This is a genomic window from Streptomyces sp. NPDC087428 (assembly GCF_044744085.1).
GTDB lineage: Bacteria > Actinomycetota > Actinomycetes > Streptomycetales > Streptomycetaceae > Streptomyces.
Genome location: NZ_JBIUXR010000026.1, coordinates 81,189 through 96,247, shown reverse-complemented (window position 1 = coordinate 96,247; position 15,059 = coordinate 81,189). Strand labels below are relative to the sequence as shown.

The following is a 15,059-nucleotide window of genomic DNA, read 5'->3' as shown; positions in this document are numbered from 1 at the left end:
GCCCACCGGATGACCACCGCAACAGCCAGCGGCGCCTACCCGTTCGTAGCCGAAGGCGGCCTGGGGGCCGAGGGGGTGTTCATCGGCCGCGATGTGCATGCGGAAGCGGCTTTCTGCTTCGACCCCTTCTCGCTCTACAACAGCGGCAGGGTGGAGGGCTTCACCAACCCCAACGCGGTCCTGGCCAGCATCATCGGCATGGGCAGGTCCACGCTGGTGAAGTCGATCGCCACCTGGTCGATCGCCCATGGCTACCGGATATACATTCCCTGCGATCCCAAGGGGGAGTGGACCGGTGTCTCGCAAGCCCTCGGCGGCTACAGCATCACCCTGGGCCCGGGGCTCCCTGGACGGTTGACCCGCTGGACGCCCCGGCCCGCCCCGCCTCCGTGAGCGAGGAGGACTGGTTCACGGAGGTTCGCAAGCGCCGTCTGCTGCTGGCCAGCCTCGCCCGCCCCGTGCTGAAGCGAGACCTGCTGCCGATGGAGCACACCGCCCTCGACCTGGCCCTGGATCTGGTCGTCGCTGACGCCGCCGCCCGGGGCACGGTGCCGCCGCCCGGCGAGATCGCGCACGTACTCGGCTCCCCCGAACGCCTCGACCACGTCCTCGGCCACCAGGCGGGGCACCTCGGTTCAGCCGCCCAGGACCTCGCCCACGCCCTGCGACGTCTCGTGCACGGCGACTTGAGCGGCATGTTCGACGCGCCGAGCACCGTTTCGTTCGACCCGACCACACCGATGCTGTCCATCGACCTCTCCCGTCTCGGCGGCTCCGGTGACGACACGGCACTGGTACTCGCGATGACGTGCGCGAGCGCATGGATGGAGTCAGCCCTCAGTGATCCCGATGGCGGTCGGCGCTGGGTGATCTACGACGAGGCGTGGCGGCTGATGCGGCACGTCGGGTTGCTGGAGCGGATGCAGAGCCAGTGGAAGCTCTCCCGAGGTCTGGGCATCGCGAACCTGATGGTGATCCACCGCCTCAGCGATCTGCTCTCGGCGGGGCGACACCGGGTCGCGCGGCCGGGTCCTTGCCGAGGGGCTCCTCGCGGACTGCAGCACGCGCATCATCTACCGCCAGGAGCCTGACCAGCTCGCCGCCGCTGCATCTCTACTCGGCCTGATACCGGCGTCGAGACCCAGGCGGTGTCCGCTCTGACCAAGGGCCGAGGTCTGTGGAAGGTCGCCGGCCGCTCGTTCATCACCCAGCACACCTCCACCCGGCTGAGCGGGAGCTGTTCGACACAGACGCCCGTATGGCGGCCTAGCCCAACGACCAGCACAGCAACGGGAATCGACCATGTCTGCTTCATCCACTCCTTCCTCCGGTGACAACCAGCCGTCGCAGGCCACCGACCCTTTGGCGTGGCGACGGCACCTCCCGGCATTGGCCTCGGCCGCCGCCGGGATCAACGAGGCGTGCGACGCCTGGGACGCGGTTTCGGACTCGCTCTGCGACGCGGACGGCTGGCCGCTGGACGACAAGGTCTACGGGGGCGGGAAGGTCAAGCGGGACGCCGAAGCGTGGAAGTACGCCGAGGTGTTCCTCGACCACGGACCCGAGGTGCTGGCCGGCGTCCGCGCCGCCGTCGACGGCCCCGACTACGTCGAGGGGCCGATCAGCGACGACCTCCGTCGGATACGCGGGATCGACACCATCCTGTTCCGGGCGGAGGAGCTGCGGCACGAATGGGACGGCGTCATGGCGCTCATGGACGGTTCGCAGCCGAGCGTGCTTCACCTCTACAAGGAGCGTGCCGAGGAGCACCGCAACACCGAGGGCTGGCACTACTCACATGAACTTGGTTCCAAGGGACCGGCGTTGGTGCGTGTCGGTGAATATCTAGCTCACCGAGCGGACACCGAACGGCCGGCGCAGACCGAGCGGGCTCGCGTCGCCCTGACCCGCTCGACGCACAACACCCCTGGGATATCACCTGCTTTGCCCCAGGTCCCGCCGGCATCGCATCCGCCGGCTCCCGGTCGCTCGCGGTGATCCCTAGCACGCAGTCACGGCAGCGCCAAACTGCCCGATCACCGGATTCTCATGGACCACCGCACTCCTTCAAGCTCCACGCCCCGTCGGCTCCCGCCGTGCGGCGGGGCGTTCGCAACGGAGAAGTCCATGCACCACAAAACCTCGCCCCCGACCGCCAGGTCCGATCCGCGTCGCCTTCAGGCTGCCCTCTGTTCCGCGCTCGGGCAGCGCGGCCTGGAGGGCACCGTCGAGTACGGCCTGAGCGACTACATCGTCCACGCCGAGCTTCCCGACGGCAGTTCGCTGATCATCTCGCCGCCGCAGGAGCCGCCCTCCGAGCGCCCCGAGTCCCCGGTAAGCTGGATGGTCACCCGCCACCGGTCCTTCGAGCCTGCCGTCTACGAGGTGATCTACGACTCCGAGCCGGACGGTCCGCATGCGCGCCACGGCGGTAGCGTGCCGGATCTCCTCTCCGCTGTCGACGCCCGCCTGGACCAGCTTGGCGTACCACCACGCCAGGAGCAGGAACGTTCCGGCAAGGCGCGCGCCGCCACCGTGCTCCCGCCCGACTCCGCTCCATCCCGGGCGAGTGTCGCTCTCGCCTCTTCGCCGTCGGTCGGCCAGCGCGTGCTCCCGACCGGTCCGCCGCCGGAGCCTTCCGCGCGGGCCGCGCCGCCGTCGGCCAGTTCCTCATCCGCCCCCCCGGCTCTAACCGACCGTGATCCAGGAGTCCTCCGTGCACGGCACCCTCAGAACTGATCCGCCCGTCGCCCGTGCCTGTAACCGCACCCGCCTCGGATGGATCTGCCATGCCCAGCCACTACGACGTGCTGCCCGACCTGGCCTTCGGCCACCACCCCGTCCACGGCATCGTCGCCGCGAACCCGAAGAACCTCGCGGCCAGCACCTGGATGCTCAAGGGATTCGACTTCCATTGCGTCCCCGACCAGCCGACGTTGTACGCGCTGGCCGACCAGAACCGTGACGGACACGGCCGTACGAGCCGGGCCATCGATCTGCTGCGCAAGGCCGGCTACCAGGTCGATGTGGACGTCGCACTTGACCCTGCGCTGGCGCCCGACACGGCACAGATACGCGACAGCGGTCCGCTCGGTGAACCAGACGTCGCCTTCGCCGATCACCCACAGCTCGGCATCGTCGCAGCCCTCGACGACCGTGTCTCCGGCCTCAGCGGGCTCGCGCTGGTGGAGGACGGCTGGCGGCACAACTCGAGCCTGGACATCTACCTGCTCCCCGTGACCACCGATCGCGTCGAGGCGCTGGGCAAAGTCGCCGACGCCACGGTGGCCCTGCACTGTTCGGGGCTCCAGGTCGCAGTGCAGCCCCGCCTCGCTCAAGAGGTGACGGCTCGGCCTCGCCCTGCTGCCACGCCGGCGGTCGGCCGTGAGCGCGGCCGTGGTCCCGCTCGCGCATCTCCGTTGAGCGCCGCCGCGCTCGCCGCCAGCCCGGCCCGTGCCGGTCTCCGGGGCAGGGCGCCGGCCCCCGCCGCCGCCGTCACCACACCGGCGGTCCGGCCGGTTGACCCCCGCGTCGCGTACTCCCGCGACCGCTGATCCAACTCCTCAAGGAGGCCCTTCCATGGCCGTGAAGACGATCTGGCCTATCGACCACACCTGCGGACACCATGCCGACCGCGACTTGTCCGACCGACCGGCCGACCGCCGCCCCGGCTTCGCCGAGTGGCTCGCCAGGCAGGAGTGCACGGACTGCTGGCGCGCCTCGAACGAAGGCGACGAGCAGGACAAGGCCGCCTGGCTCAAGGCGAAGCGCGCCGAGGAACAGACGGCGTCCGAAGCATGGTCCGAGCAGTACCGGATGCCTCCTCTGGAGGGGACCGAGCGGGCCTTGCCCTGGGGCGTGCGCTGTCGTCACCAGATCCTTGCCGACGCCTAGGGCGTTTCGTTTGGATCATCGGGCTGACCACAGGAAGATGCCTGCGATGTGGAGTCCGGCCAGGTAGATCGTGGCGGTCTTCTCGTAGCGGGTGGCGATGCCACGCCATTGCTTCAAGCGGTTGATGCATCGCTCTACGGTGTTGCGTTGTTTGTATGCCTCGCGGTCGAAGGCTGGGGGTCTGCCGCCTTGGCTGCCGCGCCGCAGCCGGTGGCCCCGCTGGTCTGCCGGGACGGGGATCACGGCCCGAATGCCGCGCTTGCGCAAGTGCTCGCGAATGGCGCGTGACGAGTACGCCTTGTCGGCCAGAACCATGTCCGGCTTGGCCCGGGGCCGCCCGCGTGGGCGAGGGACGCGAAGTTGGGCCATCACGTCCGGGAAAGCAGGCGCGTCGCCGGCCTGTCCGGCGGTGAGGACGAAGGCCAGCGGCCGGCAGTGGGCGTCGGACGCGAGATGGATCTTTGTGGTCAGTCCTCCGCGGGACCGGCCGATGGCATGGTCGTGCGGCTCGCCGGCCGAGGCCCTTTTTGCGGGCCCCGGCGGCGTGCTGGTGAGCGCGCACGATCGTCGAGTCCACCGAGACAGCCCAGTTCAGATCCTCATCGGCATCGGCCTGGGCGATGAGCGCGGTGAACACCTGCTCCCAGGTGCCGTCCACGGCCCACATCCTCAGACGGTTGTAGACGCCCCGCCAGTTGCCGTACCGCTCTGGCAGGTGCACCCACTGCGAGCCGGTCTGGAACTTGAACGCGATCGCGTCGATCACCTGTCGATGGTCACGCCACCGTCCACCCCGCTTTCGCGACCGGTCCGGAAGTAACGGCTCGATCCGCGCCCACTGCGCGTCAGTCAACGACACACCCAGACCAACGATCAGATGATCCGAACGAAACGACCTAGGTGGCGGCGTGTAGACGCCACAGCCGGCGCCCGAGCCGGGGAGGCACGTCGTGGTCACGGGAACGGCTATGTCGTGAAACCTCGCTCCCATTGCGTAGCCACGCTGCTCAGCCTCGGTCTGGAGGGTGTTCCAGTCCTCATCCGGCCTGGCACTCCTGCTGAGCACCAAGCTGTACGCCAACACCCGGAGAGGGCGATCACCGGAGCGGCGGTCGCACCTTTCGGTCGCCTCGCGACGGAACTGCTGACGGAGCCGGACGAGCTCGCCGCTGCGCGCCGGACGCTCCAGCGGGGCGGGTTTGCGGTGCCACTCCTGGGTTCGAGCAGTGTCGATGTCCGTTCGGTCCCGGGATCCCATCAGGCTGATCCGTGGACTGGAGACGGCGATCATGTCGCCCAGGCTTCTACGTGTCTTCATGGTCGCCTTCCCCTAGATCGCGCTCAGCCCGCGCAGGGCTCATCCGACGGTTGCGCAATGCGTTCGGTCCGACCGACCACTACGTTCGCCACTGACGTGAATCAGGTCCATGCCAGGCGCCGTTCGGATACCGTGTGATCAGCTCGTACCGACGATGAAAGCGGTACGGAACCCCGATGGGCAGGCCCTAGATGGAGCCTCACACGCTGGCTCCGCAGGCCCCATGGAGAGCCGCCCCTGTCGCTGACATCGACCGCGGGTGAACGAAAGTCCACGGCGGAGGAGGAAGCGTGGGGCAGCAGCCGAACGAGCTGACTCCGGACGCCGGCCCATGGCACCGCTGGGGTTACGAGCTACGCCAGTTCCGCGAGGCCCGTCTGCTGTCGCAGCAGGCTCTGGCTCGCAGGGCGTTGATTGACCGTTCACATCTCGGGCGCTTCGAGCGCGCTGAACGTCCCGTCCCGAGACATGCGGCCATCGCTCTCGACGACATCCTCGATGCCGCCGGTGCATTGGTTCGTGGCTGGGACAGCGCGGAGCGCGAGGCCCCCCAGGATTGCTCTATCCCGGTGTCCAGAGCCGGGACAGCGACTCATGGGGCCAGTACACGGGGTCATGGGGCCAGCGCCCCGGAGACCCTGGCCATGAACGCGGTCGTGCGGGCAGGCTCGCTTGGAGACGACACGGACACGGTCGTCGTCCCCGCCCGCATCCACGGAAGGATCCTCTTCGTGCCCGTGCCCCGCCGCGTTGTTCTCACATCAGGGATCGCCGGCCTGGCTGCGACAGCCATGCCGGCCGCGACGCCGGCGGCTGCCACCGAACTCGCCGACATGGGGTCTCCCCTCGAGCACTTCACGCAACTCCGCCGGGTCATGATCCAGACCGACAACCTCATCGGCCCTCGGCACGTGTTGCCCGCCCTGCAACAACACCTCGTCTCCCTTGCCACAAGACGTCGATCCGCTCGTGGCACCGACGCCATCGAGCTTCTCGCCTTGGAGACGCGATACGAAGAGCTGGCAGGCTGGTTCGCCCAGGACATCGGCGACGAGCGCACCGCCCATGGCCACACCGCGAAAGCACTGGACGCTTCCCACATCACCGGCGACACCGATCTCACCGCGTACATCCTCGGCCGTAAGGCACAGCTCGCGGTCGACACCGGTCATCCTGCCGACGCTCTCGGCCTCGCCGCAGCCGCCCGACGCACCGCCCGGCCCGGGCCGCCGCAGAGGCACGCTGCGACCTGCTGGAGCGACAACTCGAAGCAGTCGAGCACCCCGTCGCGCTGCCTCAGACACCGCTGCGCATGCCCAAGGTCCTCATCGTTGACGACCAGCCCGACAACCTGCTCGTCATGACAGCGGTACTGGAGACGCTGGACCAAGAAATCGTCACCGTCACCTCCGGCCGGGACGCGCTCAAGGCGCTACTCCATCACGACAACGTCGCCGTCATCATCATGGACGTACAGATGCCGGACATGGACGGCTACGAAACGGCCGCACACATCAAGCGTCGCCCCCGCAACCGGGATGTGCCGATCATCTTCCTCACCGCCATGGGCATCGACCCCGAGCACACCGCACGCGGGTACGCAGCCGGCGCGGTCGACTACATCAGCAAGCCCTTCGATCCATGGGCCCTGCGTGCCAAGGTCGCCGTCTTCACCGAGATCCACCTCGAACGACGAATAGGTCTTCTGGAGGGAAATGGGCCGCTGAGTGCGTAGCTTTGCCAGGGGCACGGCGACGCTCAGGCCGTGCGCATACAAGCTGACCTCGTCGGCAGACACCTCTGCCGTCACACGAAGAGAGCGAGGTCGTCGGTCTCGCACCAGGCCGACTGCCCCGCGGACTGCTGAAATCCGCCGTGCGGGCGTCCCAAGCCGTGATCGCCGGGCTCGGCCGACACTGCGCCCGGTGGTTGCTTCGGTAGGTCCCGGAGGCGTCATCCGCCCCTCCGCTCCAGGGACTTCTCAGGCACTACCAGCGCTGCCCGACGGACTTCCGAGGGCTTTTCACAGCCTGACGGCGGCAAGCTCCTGAAGGCCGGACCTCCGAAGCAGGCCAGAGGCACTCTTCGAGGCAAAACCGCTGGTAGCGACAGACGAGTCGGGCTGTACGCCCACTACCGTTCACCTCCGCTCGAGCAGAGGTGAGCCGCACCCCCATCTGGCCTGCTGTTCAGCGGGTCAGATAGGGGTGCGGCGGCACCTCTGGGACTTCCTTGGGACTTTGGGCCCACGGCGGGCTACAGGCCTGCGCTCCAAAGACTCTGCCGACCGGCCATGACTACGCAAAGATCGCGTCGATGGCCGTGCTGCCCCGTGAGCCGGCGCGAGGCAGGAATGGGGAGTGCTCCCGCGGCGTGAAAGCCGGGATCGGAAACACCGTCGTCTACGCCCGCGATCACATGGGCGTGCTCACCCGCATCGACGCCGAGCACGATCTGTCCCTCCCCGGCCGCTCGAGCCGCTCCTCACTCCGCCCCTGCCGGCGCCCCCGCTTCCCGAGCGCCCGGTGCGCGGCAAGTCCTGAGCCCGAGACCGCCCGTCGGCGCCCGCCCGGCAAACGTCTCCGCATCCGCGACGGGATACGCGCGGTTTCCGAGTTCCGGTGTTCAGGGGTGACGGCCACTGCTCCGGGGCCGGGCACGGTGCGAGACTGCGGCGGCGTCGGGATTCGCCACTTTCCGGTCAGGTATTGGCGGGCGGTCAGAGGGTGGCGGCGCGCAATGCGATGAGGACGACGGCGACAATCGTAAGGACGCCTGCCGGGGGTGCGCCCTTGTGGTCGCCGGCGCGCAGGTGTGCGGCTACCGCGCCGATGAAGTAGAGCGTCAGGCCGACGGCGGCGGCGATTCCGAGAGGGCCCCGCCAGAGTCCGATGATGAGGCCGGCCGCGCCGGCGACCTGGGCGACGCCCAGGAACGGCAACATCCTGTAGGGCAGCCCGAGGGTGGACATCTGGTCGACCAGCCGCTTCGGCCGGGTGAATTTGGCACTGGCCGAGGCCAGAAGCACCACCGACATGAGTGCGGCGACGATGGCATAGGTGATGAACATGGCGAGACCTCAACTGTTCGACGGGGTGGAGTCGCTACACATCAGACGACCTGGTCGTGCTCCGCTTCGCGGATCAGGCGTTCTCGGGCAGCGGGGCGACGCGGTTTCAGGACTGCCCGCCGCGCCAGGCAGGGACGTAGGTGGTTGGGTTGGACACGGATGCTTCCTTGGCGTGAGCGTGGATCTACTGGCAGGTGAAGTTGCACGCACGCGCACGTCCGGGCGTGCACGCGGGTGCGGGGGGAGCTGGTCAAACCCCCCGGCACGGTGGCGGCTGAGCTGACGGTTCAGCCGGAATCGCTCCGTACGGCGGGTGCGACGTCGGACGCGAACTTCTCCATGGCCGCCAGAACGCTCGTGCGCGGCTGACCGCCGAAGAGCCTCTGGCGGCGACGGCAGCGGCGAGGACAACTGCGGGCGAGGACACCGCGAACCGGGGTGTGTGGTGTTCACCGACACCGAACGCGTCGAGCCCTGCTTGGTCCGCGAAGGCGCCGACGTCCACGATGTCGTGGACTCCTTGCGAACCGGTGTCACCCGGGACTGCGTCGGTGAGGGAGAAGATGCCGAGTTCGAGCTCGGCGCCCGTCGTGATGGTGCGCTGCATGTCTTCGACGGTAGGCAGCCGACTGGTACCGAAAGGTACCCTTCAGCTCGTGAGCCTCCGTCCCGGAACCGTCTTCCTCGCCGACTGCCCCGCCCGCCTGGCCATCGAGATCATTGCCAGCAAATGGGCCGTTGTCACGCTCTTCGCGCTGAGTGACGGGCCCCTGCGGCACGGCGATCTGGTCGAGCTGATCGGAGGCGTCTCGCGCAAAGTACTGACGCAGACGTTGCGCCGGCTCCAGGACAACGGGCTGGTCGAGCGGCGCGTGTACGCCGAAGCGCCACCACGTGTGGAGTACAGCTTGACCGAGCTCGGACGCACGCTGGAGGAACCCATCACTGAGCTGACCCAATGGGCGAGATCCAACGGTGAAGCGATCGTCACCTTTCGTGAGGCGGCTGAGGCGAAAGATGCCTAGGCCGCGTCCTTCGGTCAGCCTGACCGTTCGTCGGGGGCGGCCCCCGCTGAAGAACACCAGCGAGGTGCAGCCGGAGAAGGCGGTGAAGTTCAACGCCCTGCTCACGAACGCGGTGCTCTTCCACAACGCCCGGGACATCGCGGAGATCGTGCGCCGACTGCTGGTGGCGGGACGGGAGATCGCCCCGGAAGACCTGACGCGCATCTCGCCGTATCTGACCGAACACAGCAATCGGCTCGGCGCGAGTACAGCACCCACGAACTCGGCTGCCGGCACGGCTCGTTCGGCCGGAGCCCGACAGCGGTTTCACCCCGCTGCGCGAGCAGGATCGGATGGCCCCAACCTGGGCCAACCTGGGCCAGGCGGGCCAGGCCCACGGCAGAGGGGAGCGCGGAGGCTACGGTGTCAGCACGATCCTGCCGAAGACCTCGCCCGCTTCCATCTTCCGGTGAGCCAGCGCCGCTCCGTCCAGTGGCAGCAGTTCGTGCACCACCGTTTCGATCTCGCCGCGACCGGCTGCGGCGAACTGTTCGCCGCGCACGGCACGCCGGTCGGCCCGGGTCACGGTGGCTGTGCTGAAAGTGGCGAAGGACATCGATTTCTGGAACGCCGCCATGAGCTTCGTGCCGAAGTCTGCGGGCGGCTGACCTGCGACAGCGCCCACGGCCACCATGCGGCCGTTCGGGTTGAGCCTGTCGAGGAACGACGGCATGTCCTCACCGGCCACAACGTCGATGATGACGTCATAGCCTGCGGGAGCCTCTTCCCCTCCGTCGCCTGAGCGGTCCAGCACGTGGGTCGCGCCGAGGTGGCGCAGCCGCTCGCCGCGTTCGGCCGACGATGTCGTGACCGCCACTGCGGCGGCACCACCGCGAGCGGCGAGCTGCACGGTCATGATCCCGATGCTGCCGGCCGCGCCACGTACCAAAACCGTCTCCCCGGGAGCGAATTGGGCGTGACGAAGCCCGAAGTGGGCCACCGCACCGGAACTGCCGAGCGTCACCGCGTCAACGGCGGACAGGCTGCTGGGCAGGGGAAGGATCTCCTCGACCGGCGCGAGGGCCTGTTCGACGTAGCCTCCGCCGGTGCCGGTGAAGCCCCACACCCGCCGGCCGATCCACGATGCGTCGACACCGTCACCGACCGCGGTCACGGTGCCCGCCACCTCGCCACCCGGGATGTGGCCCTCCTTGAAGCCGTAGGCGGCCAGAGCCCCGCTGCGGATCACTGTGTCGACACCGCCGACGCCCACCGCCTCGGTGTCGATCAGCACCTGTCCGGCAGCAGGTTCGGGTACCGGCAGGTCGACGACCGCCAGGCCTTCAGGACCTCCGTACGTCTGGATCACGATGGCCTTCAATGCCGTCTCCCATGTTCTCGGACCGATCTGGCACGGTCCTGCTCCGTGCCCGCCACCGATCGCCGCTCGGCAGGGAGAGGCTTCACGCCGCGGCCGAGGGATTGGTCCCCGTGCCGCGCACCCTGATGATCTTGGCGAGCTTCTGCGTTCCGGACGGTAACGGACGCCACCGTCCGTTTAGGTAAAGTGAGAGTGGTGACCGACCATTTGCCTCGCACCCTGCGTTCCGACGCGCTGGACAATCGGGAACGCATCCTCGACGCGGCCCGAGTGCTGTTCTCCGCTGACGGCCTGGACGTGCCGATGCGGGAGATCGCGCGGCGTGCCGGGGTGGGACCTGCCACCTTGTACCGTCACTTCCCGGCCAAGCAGATGCTGGTCGCCGATGCCTTCGCGGACCAGCTGCGGGCATGCCGCGCCATTGTCGACGAGGGGTGCGCGGATCCTGATCCGTGGCGTGGCCTGTGCCTGGTGATCGAGAGGATATGTGAGCTGCATGCCCGCGATCGGGGCTTCACCGAAGCCTTCCTGTCAGCCTTCCCGGGAGTGACGGATGTCGCCGCGGGCCGTGAGTACACGCTGAAGGCAGTCGCCGAACTGGCCCGGCGAGCCAAGGACGCAGGGCACCTGCGGTCCGACTTCGTCCTGGACGACCTGATTCTCGTACTCATGGCCAACAAGGGAATCCACGCCACATCGACCGCCACCCAGGTCATGGCCTCCCGACGCTTCGCAGGGTTGGCGATCCAGGCGTTCGAAGCCTGCCCCCGGCACGCGCCACTACCACCGTCGGCACGACTGGCGTCCGCGGCACTGCACGGCTTGCCGCAGTGAACGCCGGAAGTGCTCCGGCGTTCACTGCGGCAGAGCACCTGCCGTGGTCATCGCGACCTGCGGCGGGGGCTTCCGAGCTTCGACGTGGAGACGGACGTCGTCCCCGGTCTCCTTCTCGCTCATGCCGGCCCGACAGCCTTGACTCCGTCGGCCATCCGCGTTTGCGCGTGGCAGCAGCCGGGCGCGGGGCCTGTGTGCCCGGCAGTCGCTTCAGCTGCGCGGCTACTCGCTCCGGGCGACGGCGACCGTCGGCGAAGTGCGGGAGGCCCGGAGGGCGGGCACCATTCCCGCGGCTGCGGTCACCAGTACGAGGGCGGCGAAGAGCGCCGCGAGTTGCCCCCGGGGAACGCTGAACGGGGCGCTCGTCTGGGCAACTCGGACCACCAGCCAGGAGTACGGCATGCTGAGGGCCAGGCCGAGGACCCCGCCCAGAACGCCGTAGAGCGCGCATTCGATGGTGACCATGCGGTGCACGGCCCCTCCGCTGAGGCCCAGGGCCCGCAACAGCCCGAACTCACGCTCGCGTTCGACGACGGTGAGACTCGCCGTGGTGGCGACTCCGGCGACGGCCACCAGGATGGTCAGCCCGAGGACCATCATCACTGTCGTGGCCATCGTCCGCAGGTCGTCCGACTCCCCCGCCTGCCCGGCCAAGTCCTCGGCGGTGACGCGGCCGTCGCCACGCACCGCGCCGGTCAACGTGTCGGTGATGGCCCGCTGCGCGCGTATCCGCCTCCGAGCTCCGTCCTTTGAGGCGTCGGCGGTGACGGCAGTGGGCGCCGCGGGCATTCCCATACGGCTGAGGTCGGCGGCGGGGACGAAGAAGTTCCCTCCGTAGGGTCCGTTTCCGGGCAGCGTCGCCGCCACGGTGAGCCGGACGGGACGGCCCTTGAACTTCAGCGTCACACGGTCGCCCGCCCGGACGCCGAGCCGATGGGCGTAGTCGGCGTCCACGATGACGTGCTCGGGGCCGAGGTGGTCGAGGGAGCCGGTACGGGCGGTCAGGCCCACGCCGGAACGGACGGTGCCGAGGTCGAGGTCGGAGATCGTCGCGCTGAGGGTGCTCTCGGTGACCTCCCCCGTGCGGAACGCGGTCACGTTGGCCAGTTCGGGGCGAGAGGCCAGATCGGCGGCCAGCAACCGGTCCAGCGAGTCGCTGTCCCGCGCGTGCAGGAAGAAGTCGGCGGGCGCCTCCACCGCCTGCTTGTACCGCTCGTAGGCGTTCAGGGAGGCGAGGCAGGTCAGGGTCGAGCCGACCAGGCAGACGCCGAGGGCCACGACGACGGAGACCGAGGCCGCCCGCCCCGGTGCGCCCCCGACGCCCGCGACCGCGAGGCGGCCGGCCGCACCGGTGCGGCGCAGTGGCACGGCGACGGCCCACAGCACTGGCCGGACCAGCCGGGGGCCGAGGGCGATCAGGGCCAGGAAGGCCAGCCCGCCGGAGACCGCCACGACGCTCAGCGCCGCGAACCGGTCGTACTCGGTGTCGCCCGGTTGGGGCAGCCCGCCGTACTGCTGCCAGGTCAGGTACGCGGCGCTGGCCGCGCACAGCAGGCCCAGCAGGGTCCGTCCGATGCCGCCCGCCGCTTCCGGCCCGGATGCCGCCGCGCTCCGCAGGGCTTGCAGCGGGGAGACGCGCGAGGCGCTCAGGGAAGGGGCCAGGACTGCCAGGACCGCCAGAAGAACGGTCCCGGCGACGGTGAGAGCGGCCTCGGCCGGCGGGATCCGGGAAGGGGCGAACAGGTGGTGCCCGAACCGCCCGGCGACCGGGGGAACGAGCTGCCCGCAGCCCCAGGCCGCCAGCACACCGGCCGCGCCGGCCAGCAGGCCCACCACCGCTCCTTCGGCGACGAGCGCGGCCGCGAGTTGTCGCGAGGTCGCCCCGATGGCGCGCAGCAGCGCCAGCTGCCGTACGCGCCGTGCGAAGACGATGCGGAAGGTGGAGGTCGCAACGAGAACGGCCGCGCCGACGGCGACGGCGAGGAAGACGGTGACCAGCTCCAGGATGTCCTTCGCCTCCGCCACCGCCTCACGGGCCTCCTCCTCCCGCACCTCGTCCCCGGAGCGCACCTGCGCACCCGGGGCCACCTGCCGGATTCGCCGCGTCAGCTCCGCCGACGCCGAACCGGCATGGAGGGAAGCGGTGTTGGTACGGATGTCGATGCGGGAGTAGCCCGGCGTGCCGAGCAGCTCGCCGACTTGGGGGCCGGGGGCATACCCCGTGGGCCCCGCGTCGGTCGTGGCGGTGCTGCGGACGATGCCGCTGACCTCGACCGTCACCCGCCGGGTGCCTTCACCGTCGGGTTCGGGCCGCAGCAGGGTGAGCGACGATCCCGGAGCGAGACCGTATGCCTTGGCGGCCTGGGTGTTGACGGCGAGCCGGCCCGTGCCGGAGGGGTAGGTGCCGTCGAGCAGCCGGACTTGTGCCAGGGCGCCGGTGCCCGGGTCGGCGGCAAGATCGAGGTAGCGTTCGACGGCGCTGCCGTCCAGCGGACTGCCGCCGTCGGTCCGGCCGACGGCCTCGGTGACTCCGGGCGTCCTCTCGATCTCGCGGAGGCTGTCCTCGCCGAGGTCCCCGCTGTCGTCGGGCGTGATGACCAGGGACACCGCTGAAGGTGTTCCGCGGAACTTCCCGACGACGGTGGCGGTGATGATCTGCTGGGCCATGACGGCCCCGAAGACGACGAACGCCGCGATCAGCAGCGACAGTCCGGTCGCCGCGAACCGTCCGGGCCGCCTGAGGAGTTCCGTCACCTGGGAGCCCAGGACGGTCGCGCGCCACGGGGTGCTCATCAGCGCCTCCTCATGAGGTCGGCGGCGGGTGCGGCGGCCTCCGCGCACGGGGCGACGTGCTCGTCCTGCACGAGGCGTCCGTCCGCGAGGGTCAGTACCCGGTCCGCGTAGCGTGCGGCCGCGGGGTCGTGGGTGACCATCACGACCGACTGGCCGAGGTCGTCGACGGACCGGCGCAGCATGGTGAGGACTTCGGCGCCGGCCCGGGTGTCGAGGTTGCCGGTGGGCTCGTCGGCGAAGACCACGGCCGGCCGGGCCACCAGGGCCCGCGCCACGGCGACCCGCTGCTGCTGGCCCCCGGACAGTTCGGCGGGGCGGTGCGTCATGCGGTGGGCGATGCCGAGGACTTCGCAGAGGTGGTCGACCCGTTCGCGGTCCGGGCGAGCGCCGGACATGGTGACGGGCAGCACGATGTTCTCGTAGGCGGTCAGCTGCGGCAGCAGGTTGAAGGACTGGAAGACGAACCCGATCTGTTTGCGGCGTACCCGGGTCAGCTGCCGGTCGGACAACCCGGTGAGTTCGGTTCCGTCCAGGACGATGCTGCCGGAGGTGACGGTGTCGAGTCCGGCGACGCAGTGCATCAGGGTCGACTTCCCCGATCCGGAGGGGCCGACGACGGCGGTGAACCGGGCGCGCCGGACTCCGACGGACACCCCGTCGAGTGCCCTTACCACGGCGGTGCCCTGACGGTAGTTCTTCACCAGGGAGGTTACGGTGATGACGTCGTCCGGTGCGTGGCCGCCGGCGGCGGTGAGGAGAGCCATG

Annotated in this window: 13 protein-coding genes and 3 pseudogenes; 10 read left to right on the top strand and 6 right to left on the bottom strand. The window is 69.5% G+C overall.

Features of this window, described 5'->3' with window-relative positions; all coding sequences use genetic code 11:
- From ACIO3R_RS37520 to ACIO3R_RS37500, 5 genes and pseudogenes are all read left to right on the top strand, one after another.
- Nucleotides 1–1,270, top strand: a pseudogene (locus tag ACIO3R_RS37520) (ATP-binding protein); the annotation flags it as partial.
- Nucleotides 1,271–1,302: 32 nt separating this feature from the next.
- Nucleotides 1,303–1,998, top strand: coding sequence for a hypothetical protein (locus ACIO3R_RS37515; RefSeq protein ID WP_402111502.1), 696 nt, complete (start codon nt 1,303–1,305; stop codon nt 1,996–1,998).
- A gap of 129 nt (nt 1,999–2,127) precedes the next feature.
- Nucleotides 2,128–2,739 carry a hypothetical protein gene (locus ACIO3R_RS37510; RefSeq protein WP_402111500.1) on the top strand — a complete coding sequence of 204 codons (612 nt, stop codon included), beginning with the start codon at nt 2,128–2,130 and terminating at the stop codon, nt 2,737–2,739.
- 50 nt (nt 2,740–2,789) lie between these two features.
- Nucleotides 2,790–3,554: a hypothetical protein gene (locus ACIO3R_RS37505; RefSeq protein WP_402111498.1), complete on the top strand. Its 765-nt coding sequence runs from the start codon at nt 2,790–2,792 to the stop codon at nt 3,552–3,554.
- 25 nt (nt 3,555–3,579) lie between these two features.
- Nucleotides 3,580–3,894: a hypothetical protein gene (locus tag ACIO3R_RS37500; protein ID WP_402111496.1), complete on the top strand. Its 315-nt coding sequence runs from the start codon at nt 3,580–3,582 to the stop codon at nt 3,892–3,894.
- A 15-nt stretch (nt 3,895–3,909) separates the two neighbouring features.
- Here ACIO3R_RS37500 and ACIO3R_RS37495 read toward each other — a convergent pair.
- Nucleotides 3,910–4,759: pseudogene (locus tag ACIO3R_RS37495) on the bottom strand (IS5 family transposase).
- Nucleotides 4,760–5,502: 743 nt separating this feature from the next.
- On the opposite strand from ACIO3R_RS37495, the gene ACIO3R_RS37490 reads away from it, so the two are divergent.
- Together ACIO3R_RS37490 and ACIO3R_RS37485 are read left to right on the top strand one after the other, a co-directional pair.
- Entirely contained in the window at nt 5,503–6,576 is a 1,074-nt protein-coding gene (locus ACIO3R_RS37490) for a helix-turn-helix domain-containing protein (RefSeq protein WP_402111494.1), read from the top strand.
- A complete protein-coding gene (locus tag ACIO3R_RS37485) occupies nt 6,525–6,947 on the top strand; it encodes a two-component system response regulator (protein WP_402111492.1) in 423 nt (140 codons plus the stop codon). Before ACIO3R_RS37490 ends, ACIO3R_RS37485 begins: the two co-directional genes overlap by 52 nt.
- Before the next feature lie 984 nt (nt 6,948–7,931).
- Here the strand turns inward: ACIO3R_RS37485 and ACIO3R_RS37480 are convergent.
- Together ACIO3R_RS37480 and ACIO3R_RS37475 are read right to left on the bottom strand one after the other, a co-directional pair.
- Nucleotides 7,932–8,282 (bottom strand): DoxX family protein, encoded by a 351-nt coding sequence (locus tag ACIO3R_RS37480; protein WP_385351737.1) that lies wholly within the window; start codon nt 8,280–8,282, stop codon nt 7,932–7,934.
- A gap of 250 nt (nt 8,283–8,532) precedes the next feature.
- Entirely contained in the window at nt 8,533–8,889 is a 357-nt protein-coding gene (locus ACIO3R_RS37475; protein WP_402111490.1) for an LLM class flavin-dependent oxidoreductase, read from the bottom strand.
- On the opposite strand from ACIO3R_RS37475, the gene ACIO3R_RS37470 reads away from it, so the two are divergent.
- Complete coding sequence (locus ACIO3R_RS37470; RefSeq protein WP_402111488.1) at nt 8,888–9,307, top strand: winged helix-turn-helix transcriptional regulator; 420 nt, start codon at nt 8,888–8,890, stop codon at nt 9,305–9,307. The genes ACIO3R_RS37475 and ACIO3R_RS37470 overlap by 2 nt on opposite strands.
- Nucleotides 9,300–9,536 (top strand): annotated as a pseudogene (locus ACIO3R_RS37465) (Tn3 family transposase); the annotation flags it as partial. The gene ACIO3R_RS37470 and the pseudogene ACIO3R_RS37465, both read left to right, overlap by 8 nt.
- Before the next feature lie 168 nt (nt 9,537–9,704).
- On the opposite strand, the gene ACIO3R_RS37460 reads toward ACIO3R_RS37465, so the two are convergent.
- Nucleotides 9,705–10,667, bottom strand: coding sequence for a zinc-binding dehydrogenase (locus ACIO3R_RS37460; RefSeq protein WP_385026090.1), 963 nt, complete (start codon nt 10,665–10,667; stop codon nt 9,705–9,707).
- Nucleotides 10,668–10,862: 195 nt separating this feature from the next.
- On the opposite strand from ACIO3R_RS37460, the gene ACIO3R_RS37455 reads away from it, so the two are divergent.
- Nucleotides 10,863–11,501 (top strand): TetR/AcrR family transcriptional regulator, encoded by a 639-nt coding sequence (locus ACIO3R_RS37455; protein WP_402111486.1) that lies wholly within the window; start codon nt 10,863–10,865, stop codon nt 11,499–11,501.
- 222 nt (nt 11,502–11,723) lie between these two features.
- Here ACIO3R_RS37455 and ACIO3R_RS37450 read toward each other — a convergent pair whose 3' ends face one another.
- Complete coding sequence (locus ACIO3R_RS37450; protein WP_402111485.1) at nt 11,724–14,294, bottom strand: FtsX-like permease family protein; 2,571 nt, start codon at nt 14,292–14,294, stop codon at nt 11,724–11,726.
- Nucleotides 14,294–14,995: an ABC transporter ATP-binding protein gene (locus tag ACIO3R_RS37445; RefSeq protein WP_402111510.1), complete on the bottom strand. Its 702-nt coding sequence runs from the start codon at nt 14,993–14,995 to the stop codon at nt 14,294–14,296. The genes ACIO3R_RS37450 and ACIO3R_RS37445 overlap by 1 nt, the downstream gene beginning before the upstream one ends.
- Nucleotides 14,996–15,059 lie beyond the last annotated feature (64 nt).

Bases quoted from the DNA above. Each gene is read 5' to 3' on its own strand.
- ACIO3R_RS37515 (WP_402111502.1), top strand. From the start codon at position 1,303: ATGTCTGCTTCATCCACTCCTTCCTCCGGTGACAACCAGCCGTCGCAG.
- ACIO3R_RS37510 (WP_402111500.1), top strand. From the start codon at position 2,128: ATGCACCACAAAACCTCGCCCCCGACCGCCAGGTCCGATCCGCGTCGC.
- ACIO3R_RS37505 (WP_402111498.1), top strand. From the start codon at position 2,790: ATGCCCAGCCACTACGACGTGCTGCCCGACCTGGCCTTCGGCCACCAC.
- ACIO3R_RS37500 (WP_402111496.1), top strand. From the start codon at position 3,580: ATGGCCGTGAAGACGATCTGGCCTATCGACCACACCTGCGGACACCAT.
- ACIO3R_RS37485 (WP_402111492.1), top strand. From the start codon at position 6,525: ATGCCCAAGGTCCTCATCGTTGACGACCAGCCCGACAACCTGCTCGTC.
- ACIO3R_RS37480 (WP_385351737.1), bottom strand. From the start codon at position 8,282: ATGTTCATCACCTATGCCATCGTCGCCGCACTCATGTCGGTGGTGCTT.
- ACIO3R_RS37470 (WP_402111488.1), top strand. From the start codon at position 8,888: ATGTCTTCGACGGTAGGCAGCCGACTGGTACCGAAAGGTACCCTTCAG.
- ACIO3R_RS37475 (WP_402111490.1), bottom strand. From the start codon at position 8,889: ATGCAGCGCACCATCACGACGGGCGCCGAGCTCGAACTCGGCATCTTC.
- ACIO3R_RS37450 (WP_402111485.1), bottom strand. From the start codon at position 14,294: ATGAGCACCCCGTGGCGCGCGACCGTCCTGGGCTCCCAGGTGACGGAA.